Consider the following 10,809-nt stretch of genomic DNA (forward strand, 5'->3'; position numbering starts at 1 on the left):
TAGAACATATGTTTGTAAATCATCAATGGATGCCCAGTGCATCCCTTTTTTGACGGGAGGATTATTCAGATGACAAATGAAAGGACCTACATGGCTATTGACTTGAAATCATTTTACGCATCAGTGGAATGCATTGCCCACGACCTTGATCCATTAAATGCTAATCTTGTCGTTGCCGATAATTCTCGAACTGACAAAACAATTTGTCTAGCAGTCTCTCCTGCTCTAAAAAAGTTTGGGGTTCCTGGTCGTCCACGACTTTTTCAAGTTGAACAAATCGTTTCTAAACTCAATCATAAAAGATTATTAGAAAATTCTCGTCATCATTTGACAAAATATTCCTCAATCAATCGTCAGCACTTATTAAATTCACCATCGCTAAAAATTGGCTATAAAACTGTCAAACCAAGAATGAATTTTTATATGCACAAAAGTACGGAAATTTACGGTATTTACCTGCGTTTCATTGAGGCAAAAAATATTCATGTCTATTCTATTGATGAAGTTTTAATGGATGTGACTGATTATTTAGCGACACATAACATAACTGCTCACACCCTAGCTAAAACGATTATCCAGCAAATTCAATCGGAAACTGGTATCACGGCCACAGCAGGTATCGGAACTAATCTCTACTTAGCTAAAGTAGCAATGGATATCGTTGCTAAGCATATTCCAGGTGATAGCGATGGCGTTAGAATCGCACAGATGAACGAATTGCAATATCGAAAACTTCTTTGGGCTCATCAACCATTAACTGATTTTTGGCGCATTGGTCGTGGCTATTCAAAGAGACTTGAGAATTTAGGATTACACACCATGGGTGACATTGCTCGGTGCTCGTTAGGCAGTTTATCAGATAAAAAGAACGAGGAAATCCTCTATCAAGAATTTGGTAAAAACGCCGAATTGATTATTGACCATGCTTGGGGACATGAGACGACGACTCTTGCTGATATTAAAAACTATCGCTCAGAAGATCACGGTCTCTATTCAAGTCAAGTTTTGATGAAGCCAACTTCTTATGCAGACGCTTTAAAAATTGTTCGTGGCATGAGTGATACTTTAGCTTTAGATTTGGTTCAAAAAAAATCTGTCATTAACCAAGTAGGTATTATCGTTAATTACGATATTACTAGTCTCCAAATAGACAATAGTTTTACTGGCCAGTTGGTAACTGACTACTATGGAAGAAAGGTTCCTAAACCAGCTCATACTAATATAAAATTGGATAGTCCAACTTCATCGTCTGCTGAATTGAGCAGCACCTTCAAAATGCTCTATGAAAGATGCACTGATTCTAAGATGCTGATAAGACGAATCACATTAACAGCAACCAATCTGATTGACGAGAAAAAAGCCAAACAAAAAACTACTTTCAAGCAAACGAATCTTTTTGAAGATACTAATGAGGAAATAATTCAAGATAAAACTGCTCAAACTAAGCGTCAACAAGATAGAAAAATTCAAGAAACTATTTTAAATTTACAAAGGAAATTCGGTAATCGCAACGTCATCGTCAAAGCATCTGATCTTGAAAAGGGTTCAACCACAATGGAACGTAACAATCAAATTGGAGGTCATCACGCCTAATGGATGAAAAGAAATTAATTGAACAAAAGATTTTTAACGATACCTCAGCTTATAACGATATTATGAATCTTCCTTATCAACCATCTAAACGCCATTTGCCAATGCCAGAATTAGACCGAGCTGCCCAATTTGCGCCTTTTGGAGCTTTGGAAGGATTCAAAGGATTGATTGAAAAGAAGACTCAAAGCTATCGCCGAAAAAAATATACAACTGCTGATGAAGAGGTTTTAATCAAACGTCAGCTTGAGTACTTAAGGAAAAATGACAAGACAGTCGATGTTAATTACTTTAATGAAGTTTCTGGTTATTATGAGCATCTAAAAGGCCATTTGAAATCAATTAATTATCCAAAAGGTATCGTTATGTTTGAAAAAACCAAAGTTATTATCGTCAATATTCGTTCCATGAAATTAATTTAAAAGGATGTCCAAAAAGTGGGCACCCTTTTTTACTAACAAAACTTTTTCATAAAAAAAGTCCAAACAAGTTTTTACCTGTTTAGACTATAATTTTTATTTCAGTAACTTTTCTAAAACGTTCAAAACACCTTCATCATTATTAGAATCAGTGAAATGATTAACCGCATCTTTAACTTTAGAAACAGCATTTTCCATGGCGTAACCATAAGGAGTCAATTGCAACATCCCTAGGTCATTTTCGTTATCGCCAAAGGTCATGATTTCATCGTCAGCAACATTGAATTTCTTCTGCAATTCTTTCAATCCCACAGCTTTATTGACTGTGTTATCACTGATCAATTCAGTATTATAACCTGAAGTTTGACTGGCAAGACCGACCGGCAAAGCCTTTCGTAGATTGTTCATCATACTATCAAAATCAACATGATTATTAAAAGTAACCCCAATACTAGTAATCTTATCCTCAAGACGTTTAGCAGTTACTGTTGGTAAATCTACTACCCGTTTCAAGTGATTATAGTAACGATAAGTTAAATCATAAGCAGCTTGGGAAATTGTTTGGTCCACATAAGCTGACTTGACGCCGACAACCAAATGTTCAGCGATATCAGTTGGTTCAAATTGATGATTAATAATGTCTAAAGTTTTTGCCACGGCATCCTCTGGAATTGCTTGAATCAACAATGGTGCATTCTCACTGTATACGACAGCTCCGTTTTGTGAAACAAAATCCATTTCTGATTTGAATTCATCAAATTGATTTTGCAAACGTTGATATTGAGAGCCACTAGCGGCCACTACACGAATATTTTTCGAACGCAGTTGTTCTAAAATCTTTCCAAAACGTTGATGATTATAAGTGTTTTTATCATTTAAAAATGTTCCGTCCATATCAAAAGCGACTAGTTTAATGGCCATTTTATTACCTCTCTTCAAAAAATAACCATTTAATCATATCATAAGTCGCTATTAATGAACTAATACTTAATTTATAAAACTGCTTCTAAAGCTTTAGCAAATTCTTGTGCATTCCCGACAAAGTAGTAATCTGAGTAATTGAATATTTGGGCACTGGCATCAGTATTAGCTGAAATAACCACTTTAGCATTGGAAATACCGGCTGTGTATTGAACTGCACCTGAGATACCTAAGTTAATCAACAATTCTGGAGCAACTGTTTGACCACTTTGACCAATCTGGTCATCAATCGTGAATTAGTCTAAGTCAGTTAATGGTCGTGTGACACCAACATTAGCATGTAAACGTTCGGCTAATTTCTCAGCGGTCTTAATTGCAGCTTCAGAATTATTGCCTCGACCTAAAGCAACGATTCGGTCAGCGTCGACGACACTATCACTTGTCTTAGGTGGCAAAACCTGACTCTTAATTTCTAGTTGAGCATCTTTTTGCCATGTGAGATTGGAAATGTACTCAACTTGTAAACTTTCATTATTCTTCTTCTCGGCGGAAAAGACATTGGGACGCGCTGTGGCCATCTGTGGTTGGTGATTAGGAATCGTGATATCGCACATGATGTTATCGCCATAAGATGGTTTAGTTTGAACTAAGAGGTCGCCTTCAAAACTCAAGTCAAGACAATCAGCAGTCAAACCAGTTCTCAATCGTGCTTGCAATCTTGGAGCAATTGAACGTCCAACAACAGTTGCTGGGAAAATAAAAGTATTCGGAGTTCCCTTTTGTTTGATCAATTGATCTAAGGCATTCGTAACTTCCAAATCGTCGCCACTAGCTAAGTCATCATCTTTGATAACCAAAATCTTATCAGGGCCGTATTCAGCCAAGTCATTTTCCAATTTGGCGGATTTTCCTTCAATCAAAATTACGACAACTGGGTCATGACTGACTTGATTCATTTTTGTAATCAATTGATAGGTTACCGGATTGATCTTTTGCAATTCAGTTTCGGCAAAAATCCAATTTTCCTTAATCACTGTCATTTTATTCATCCTCCGTCAAAACATTTTGTTTCTTCAAAACTTCAACTAATTCCTTAGCTGCATCAACTGGGTCGTCGGCCAATTTATGACCTACCTTGGCAACTTTTTCAGGTGAAGAGATTGAACGAACGATTGTTGGTGAACCAGCTTGACCAACTCGTGAATCTTCCAAACTCAAATCACTAGCGTGCCATGTGGTAATTGGTTTGTCGAAACTCTTAGCAATTTCAACGACATTCGTATATTCAGGTTGATTGATCGTATCCGTTACAGTAACTAACAAAGGCAATTTAGCGGTGATTTCTTGAGCAACTGTTTCCAGATTACGTTTGATAAGCAGTTTATCAGCTTTTGGCTCAATGCTATCAGCGTAAGTAACTTGAGAAACTTGCAACAACTCAGCAATGATGGGACCAACTTGGCCAGTATCGGCATCAACTGACTGTTGACCAACTAAAACTAAGTCCACGTCGCCAATTTTTTCAATTGCTTTACCTAAAACATAACCAGTGGCTAACGTATCAGCTCCAGCAAAAGCTCGGTCAGACAAAAGAACTGATGAATCAGCACCTAAAGCTAAGGTCTCTTGCAAGGAAACGGCAAAATCGTCTGGTCCCATAGTTAAGGTGATGACTTCTCCACCGACTTTTTCTTTGATATCTAAGGCAGTTTTCAAGGCGTGCAAATCATAAGAATTGATGACTCCACCTAATCCACGACGGTCGATATTTTTAGTTTTTTCATTAATTTTGACATTAGTAGTTTCTGGAACTTGTTTAATGCAGACAACTATTTTCATATTTTCCTCCTAGGCACGATTCTTTGCTTCTATTAAAGCAATCTCTGTTCTCATTTTTTCAACAGTACCTTCAGCGATTTCCATAGCACGAGCATCCCTGATTAAATGTTCCACAGGATAATCCAAACTATAGCCGTAACCACCTAAAATTTGTAAGGCATTGTCACCTGATCTAACAGCGCTGCGACTTCCATAAGCCTTAGTCATAGCAGCTTCTTCTTCATAATCCTGACGATTATCTTTTAACCAAGCAGCTTTTTGATATAACAATTTGGTTGTTTCTTTAGCAACAGCAATATCAGCGACTTTACGTTGAATTCCTTGCATTTGGATAATTGGCGTATCAATGGCTTTTCGGTGCGTTGCATAATCAGTAACAACATTGAGCTCATGTTCCATAATTCCCGTTAAGACAGCGCCCATCAATACACGTGCATCATTATGAGCACTGTCGCCGATTTCCTTACCCATACCAACTTTACCGAGCAAGTGATTTTCATCGACTTCAATATTATTCATAACGATTTCGCCAACTGGAACACCAGTCAAGCCTAAGAAGTTTTCTTGTTTACCGAATTCAAAGCCAGGCATATCTTTATCAATGACGAAAAATGATAATTCTTCTGGAGCTGTTTTGACTAGAACGCAATAAATCTCAGCCAAACCACCATTAGTAATCATGATTTTGTCACCATTGATAATCCACTTGTCGCCTTTTTTTTCAGCGTGGGAAGTAATGCCTAGAGGATTAGAACCACCACTTGGTTCAGTCATTGAAAAAGCAATGATTCTAGATTTAGCTTGTGGTAAATATTCATCTTTTAAAGCTTGATTACCATATTTAACGATTTGGTCAACTGACTTAAAGTGACCTTCTAAGGTAACAGCCAAACTGGCATTTCCACGCGCAATCTCATTGATCATGGCCGCCGTCGTTTCACCATCGAAACCGGCACCGCCATATTCTTTTGGCAACATCGTGCTCAAAAAATCATATTTTTTAATTTTTTCTAATAAGTCATTCACATATGAACGAGTCCGATCGATTTCCATATCATAGGGAGCAACTTCATTTTCAGTGAACGACTTCACCATTCTCAGTAGTATCTCTTTACTTGTTTGTTTTTGATCCATTAGAATTCTCCTATATGTTAAAATTTTCACATACGATTATAAAAAAATATCCAAAGGATATTTGCTACTTTTAATTTTAAGATACTTTTTTAATGTTTTAAATATAATTATTTTATATATTTATTAATTAAAATCAGTAGTTTATTGAAAATATTTTTTATTTTTTTGATTATTATTTTGATTTTGAAATTTCTCCTACTGCCCCAAGCACTAGAGACGCTTGGCTTCACCAAATGTAATCGATTACAAATGGTTGAAAGCAATTACAGTTAATATTTTTTCATCAAATGTTATTGACATAGGCATAGAATTTTATAATAATAATAATCACAAAAAACTTATAAACGAGGTTCATTAAATCATGTTAAATACCCGGGGCAAATTCTTTAGACTATCATGTATTACCCTGAGCACAACAATTCTACTAAGTATCACTCCTAGTATCCAAGCGTACGCTGCTGATATTGCGACTGAGGAAACGTCTGATATCAACCAAACAAAAAACGATTGGACACCTTCATCAGGTGGAAACGTGACAGATGATTTTAAAAATAGTGACAATAACGAATTAGGTTATGCTGCTCACTTCCATATTTTTGCTAAGGAAGCTAACCTTTCGACGCATACAAATGGTAACCTAGCCGTTGCTAATTTATCAGGTGATGCTGGATTCGGTACCAACATCAAAGATGATATGGGAAAAGTTGAAAAAGATATTTCTTATATTCAAAATGGAATCAAGTTCTTTTGTTTCTAGCAATGGCGATCGGACTAATAAAGTAACTTTCGGTACAGACAATGACGTTTTACTATCTGATACTGAAGAATTGATGGTCAATACATCAACTATCAGTCACCTTACTAAAGATGAAGTTTTCCAAGACCAAGGCAACAACACCTACATTGACTTTGATTCATACTTTAACGTTTTAGCTCAAAAATCACAGGCTATCACGCAAAGAGATGCTCATGACAAATTAAACGATAAAAATTTTGCTGAAGACATCAATAACCGTGTCATTGAATTAGATGACTACACTCCTAATAAGGAAAACAAAATTGCTTTTGATTTAGATAGCAGCGTTCTTGAAAAAAGTACGCCTTTGAAAATCAAAGGACTTTCATCAGAAGCTGGTGGAACAAATATCGTTATCAACGTTGATTTGAAAGGTAAATCTAGTTACGATATGAAATCACAGATTCAACTATTCTATACTGATGGAAACAGTACTGATCCAACTAACCGTCCTAATCATGAAACAGAATATTTTGACGACAATCACATTCTTTGGAACTTTTATGACAGTTCACAAGCAGATGGCGTTTATCGCGGAACAATTAATTTTGATGCACCTTTCCAAGGTAGCGTCCTTGCAACTAGTGCAACAGTTACCGTTAATCATAACTTAGATGGAAATATCATTGCTGAAGTGGTTAATGTTAAAGGTGAAACGCACCGTTGGGATTATCAAAATGACTCTTCATATGATGAAGCTGTTGATGAAGACAAAAATCCAGAACCAACAAAACCAGATATTGATGAAAGTGACGAAGAAGATTTTGATGAAGATTTAAGTACAGATTCAGGTAATGAACCAGATACAGATGATGGAGAAAATTCAACTGACGACTCGAATGAAGAAGATGTTGACTCAAATACTGATTTAGATACCGATGAAAACGAATCAACAGAAGACCCAGACGGAAAAGACATTGAACCAGACACAGATACTGACTCAAGTTCTAACCCTGACACTGATCAAAAACCAAATACAGATTCAAATTCAGAATTACCAATTACAAACGGCTCCTCTGAAAGTAGTTTTGGTCAGGAAACAACACCCAAAACACAAAGTACCCGCTCTTTAAGTACTGGAAAAGCTTTGCCAAACGTATTAGAAACTGTTCAAAATGATGTTGCTACACCAAGTTCAACTTCCAAAAACAGTTCAGGACTCTTCCCTTCAACTGGTGGCACAAGTGGATTGATTGCTTCCATTTTAGGATTGGCATTACTGGCATTACTGGCAGTATTCTCAATTATCAAAGTAATAAAAATTAGGAAAAACAACTAATCTAATAAAACCACTTATTAATCACTAAAAAAGACACGAATTCGAATTTATCGAATTCGTGTCTTTTAATGATGATGTTTTTCAAAAAGCAATGTTATTTGAGTAGTTATTAGTCTAATCAAAAGATTTTAATCTGTATGAATAATGCTAAATCTTTTCACTTTAACTGAAAACTCACTTGTAATAGGAAAAGTTGTACATTTTAAAAGTTTTTGAATTATCTATAACATAAACAACGACTACTTTCATAGTAAATTTTTCTCTATTTATTTATAATACTGTGTATAAGAAAGTATGAGGTCATTTCTAATTGGATAAAACAGATTCAGAAATATTGAAATTGCTAAATAGAGATTCACGCATCAAAAAAAATAAAATTGCGGAATTAGTTCACCTAACTCCTCCTGCAGTGGCAACGAGAATCGAAAATTTAGAAAATGATGGCATTATAAAAAAATATACGGTTGAAGTCGATACTGCCAAAATGGGATATTCTCATCAAGTTTTTATTCAAACACAGATGGAATATTACAGCCACGAAAAATATTTAAAGTTCATCCACAAAAAAAGAAATTTCATTCGCCATCATTTCCGAATTTCTGGTCAAATGAATTATATGATTCAAGCTGCCTTTCATTCTAGTTCTGAACTAAATGATTTTTTAGAAGAGTTAAATGCCTATGCCAATTATCAAGTTTTAGAAGTCATATCTGAACTCATCTAAAACAATTACCCCATTTGAATAATGATACTTAGGCTTTATTTAATAAAACAAAATTATCGAAACAATTCAAATATATTCTCCAAAAGTAAACCAAAATAAAGCTGACGATATTTTATCATCAGCTTTTTTATTTATTCAAATTGATGCCAAAATTTTAATTGATAGTGATGGATTATTATTATCGCAGCAATGCCGATTAAAACAAATACCCCTAGATTCAATAGCCAAATTTGTGGAATAAAGATTACAGCCATTGAATACGAAGCAATAACCACTACTCCAAGAAAAATAATTGCCATCATCGACAATATCAATCCTATGTTACCAGCGCCTCGATTAAAGAGTTCAGAAATGTTGGTCCAATTAGCTAAACGTAAGCGATAATCACGGGTGAAATAATATTGACTCATGAAATACGTCCCCAGCGTCACGCCTAAAACTAAAGATATTGACATAATCAAACCGATTTGCATTACCACAGCTACTATTCCCATAATAATCAAATTGATCAATAACTGAACCACAAAGCCCAATAAGAATTTACGATATAAATAACGGTTCATTGAAATAGGTAACGATTTGACAAATTTAAAATTCATTCGATCTGAAGATATTAAATTGCCAACCAATGATGTTTCATTCGTAGTTAAAATTCCCATCAATAAGCCACCAACAAAAAACACTCCCAACCATTTCACAGGTAAGTCCGTTGGGCCTTTAATCATCGCAAAAGTAAAGATAAAGATTAACGGCGGCAAAATTGAACTAGAAAATACTTGGAGCAATACATTAGGTTCTTTCAATAATTGACGGTTATAAAAATCAAGTATCTTATTTAAGTCACGACGATGAATGGATTTTCTTTTAATTGATTTCTTTGAAAAAGCAGAATTTGCTTTGGTCAATTGGTCATTCAATCCTGGTAAAACCAGTAATTTAACAGCTATTCCTAAAACAAATAATGTTCCTATTAAAATAAGCCCAGTTAAAGTACTTCCAATAGAAATAGGATTAAGAAACATTTTAAAAAGTGGTAAAAAAATCGGTGTTAAGACAAAATTGAATCCCTGAGTTGCTGGATTGCTTGAACTATTGATGAAGAAAAAGACGCTCATAGCAATAATCAAACTAGCGGCAATTAAGCTATTCATAAAAGCATTAGGATTCTTTTGAAAGAATTTCGTTTTAGTTAAGCCAAAAATAACTAACGAACAAATCATTAATATAATTGCAATTATTAAAATAAATACTCCAACGCTCAATAAAATTGCTATTGGTATTATCATCCCTGCATACCAAGCTGTTAAAAAAAAGGCCAATAACATCGGAAGCGTGAATGGGATAAGGTCTAAAACAATAATCATGATTTTACTAAAAAAGATTTCCTGTTCCCTAAAGGGTAGTGGTAAATAGCTAATCAAATCTTTACTGGCAAAAAAGATATTGTAAATTCCTGAGATACTTCGTAAAAATGCCAATAAAATCGATAAACTGACATATAAACTAAATGTTCCCGGAAATTTGCTCAAATTCAACGAAAGCATGGGTACTCCTAAAATAAATAGAAAAATCGCCCCATTTATTAGAAATTGAAGTTCTAACTTTTTAGTTAGATTATCCCCAACGCTTCCCTTTTTTCTCAAACGAGCGGTTATTTGTGGATTAAGCAAACGTAAATCTACTTTTAATAAAGCTTGTAATTGTCTCTTATCCATGGGACTCACCTTCGATATCTTCAACTAGGTGGCAATCACTTTGACGTCCAGCCATTTTCAGATAAATTTCTTCCAACGATTCATCATTATTCTTCGCTCTTAAAGCTTCTACTGTTCCGTTATAAATCATCTTTCCACTCTTGAGAATCGCTAATTCATCACAAAGTTGTTGTGCCGTATCCAAATTGTGGGTCGAAAAAATAACTGTTTTGCCTTTTTTAGCATGTTCTTTCATCAACTGCTTTAAATCATAGGCCGCTTGTGGGGCTGTTCGTCAAATTAAGTTGATGGCAGTTTACATAAGCAGTTAGATCATAATTGGTCTAGCTGTTTTTTATTTGGCTGACGAGCTTGCTCGGAGCCAAAAAATTTGAAGATTGATACGCTTAATA

General features: G+C 35.0%; 9 protein-coding genes and 2 pseudogenes. 5 read left to right on the top strand and 6 right to left on the bottom strand.

What is annotated here, in order from left to right; translation table 11 throughout:
- Positions 1-69: 69 nt before the first annotated feature.
- Together FHL05_RS01385 and FHL05_RS01390 are read left to right on the top strand one after the other, a co-directional pair.
- The gene (locus FHL05_RS01385; RefSeq protein WP_153385500.1) at positions 70-1,593 is read left to right on the top strand and encodes a Y-family DNA polymerase; all 1,524 of its coding nucleotides are present in this window, start codon (positions 70-72) and stop codon (positions 1,591-1,593) included.
- Positions 1,593-2,012: a hypothetical protein gene (locus FHL05_RS01390; protein WP_153385501.1), complete on the top strand. Its 420-nt coding sequence runs from the start codon at positions 1,593-1,595 to the stop codon at positions 2,010-2,012. Before FHL05_RS01385 ends, FHL05_RS01390 begins: the two co-directional genes overlap by 1 nt.
- 93 nt (positions 2,013-2,105) lie before the next feature.
- Here FHL05_RS01390 and FHL05_RS01395 read toward each other — a convergent pair whose 3' ends face one another.
- The 4 genes and pseudogenes from FHL05_RS01395 to FHL05_RS01410 form a co-directional block, all read right to left on the bottom strand.
- Positions 2,106-2,930 carry a Cof-type HAD-IIB family hydrolase gene (locus FHL05_RS01395; RefSeq protein ID WP_153385502.1) on the bottom strand — a complete coding sequence of 275 codons (825 nt, stop codon included), beginning with the start codon at positions 2,928-2,930 and terminating at the stop codon, positions 2,106-2,108.
- A gap of 71 nt (positions 2,931-3,001) precedes the next feature.
- Positions 3,002-3,979 (bottom strand): annotated as a pseudogene (locus FHL05_RS01400) (electron transfer flavoprotein subunit alpha/FixB family protein).
- Positions 3,972-4,769, bottom strand: coding sequence for an electron transfer flavoprotein subunit beta/FixA family protein (locus FHL05_RS01405; RefSeq protein WP_153385503.1), 798 nt, complete (start codon positions 4,767-4,769; stop codon positions 3,972-3,974). Before FHL05_RS01405 ends, FHL05_RS01400 begins: the two are co-directional and overlap by 8 nt.
- Before the next feature lie 9 nt (positions 4,770-4,778).
- Positions 4,779-5,903 carry an acyl-CoA dehydrogenase family protein gene (locus tag FHL05_RS01410; RefSeq protein ID WP_153385504.1) on the bottom strand — a complete coding sequence of 375 codons (1,125 nt, stop codon included), beginning with the start codon at positions 5,901-5,903 and terminating at the stop codon, positions 4,779-4,781.
- Between the two features lie 361 nt (positions 5,904-6,264).
- On the opposite strand from FHL05_RS01410, the gene FHL05_RS01415 reads away from it, so the two are divergent.
- From FHL05_RS01415 to FHL05_RS01425, 3 genes are all read left to right on the top strand, one after another.
- Positions 6,265-6,660 (top strand): hypothetical protein, encoded by a 396-nt coding sequence (locus tag FHL05_RS01415; RefSeq protein ID WP_153521855.1) that lies wholly within the window; start codon positions 6,265-6,267, stop codon positions 6,658-6,660.
- Positions 6,608-7,978: a collagen-binding domain-containing protein gene (locus FHL05_RS01420; RefSeq protein ID WP_153521857.1), complete on the top strand. Its 1,371-nt coding sequence runs from the start codon at positions 6,608-6,610 to the stop codon at positions 7,976-7,978. Before FHL05_RS01415 ends, FHL05_RS01420 begins: the two co-directional genes overlap by 53 nt.
- 310 nt (positions 7,979-8,288) lie before the next feature.
- A complete protein-coding gene (locus FHL05_RS01425) occupies positions 8,289-8,702 on the top strand; it encodes an Lrp/AsnC family transcriptional regulator (protein WP_153385506.1) in 414 nt (137 codons plus the stop codon).
- A 131-nt stretch (positions 8,703-8,833) separates the two neighbouring features.
- Here FHL05_RS01425 and FHL05_RS01430 read toward each other — a convergent pair whose 3' ends face one another.
- Positions 8,834-10,417, bottom strand: a complete 1,584-nt coding sequence (locus FHL05_RS01430; RefSeq protein ID WP_153521859.1) for an ABC transporter — start codon at positions 10,415-10,417, stop codon at positions 8,834-8,836.
- Positions 10,410-10,682: pseudogene (locus FHL05_RS01435) on the bottom strand (ABC transporter ATP-binding protein); the annotation flags it as partial. The gene FHL05_RS01430 and the pseudogene FHL05_RS01435, both read right to left, overlap by 8 nt.
- Positions 10,683-10,809: the final 127 nt, after the last annotated feature.

Origin of the sequence: Companilactobacillus halodurans, from assembly GCF_009600995.1 — a bacterium.
Taxonomy (GTDB): Bacteria; Bacillota; Bacilli; order Lactobacillales; family Lactobacillaceae; genus Companilactobacillus; species Companilactobacillus halodurans.

Coding starts and splice junctions, on each gene's coding strand:
- FHL05_RS01415 (WP_153521855.1), top strand. CDS start 6,265: ATGTTAAATACCCGGGGCAAATTCTTTAGACTATCATGTATTACCCTG.
- FHL05_RS01390 (WP_153385501.1), top strand. CDS start 1,593: ATGGATGAAAAGAAATTAATTGAACAAAAGATTTTTAACGATACCTCA.
- FHL05_RS01395 (WP_153385502.1), bottom strand. CDS start 2,930: ATGGCCATTAAACTAGTCGCTTTTGATATGGACGGAACATTTTTAAAT.
- FHL05_RS01430 (WP_153521859.1), bottom strand. CDS start 10,417: ATGGATAAGAGACAATTACAAGCTTTATTAAAAGTAGATTTACGTTTG.
- FHL05_RS01405 (WP_153385503.1), bottom strand. CDS start 4,769: ATGAAAATAGTTGTCTGCATTAAACAAGTTCCAGAAACTACTAATGTC.
- FHL05_RS01385 (WP_153385500.1), top strand. CDS start 70: ATGACAAATGAAAGGACCTACATGGCTATTGACTTGAAATCATTTTAC.
- FHL05_RS01410 (WP_153385504.1), bottom strand. CDS start 5,903: ATGGATCAAAAACAAACAAGTAAAGAGATACTACTGAGAATGGTGAAG.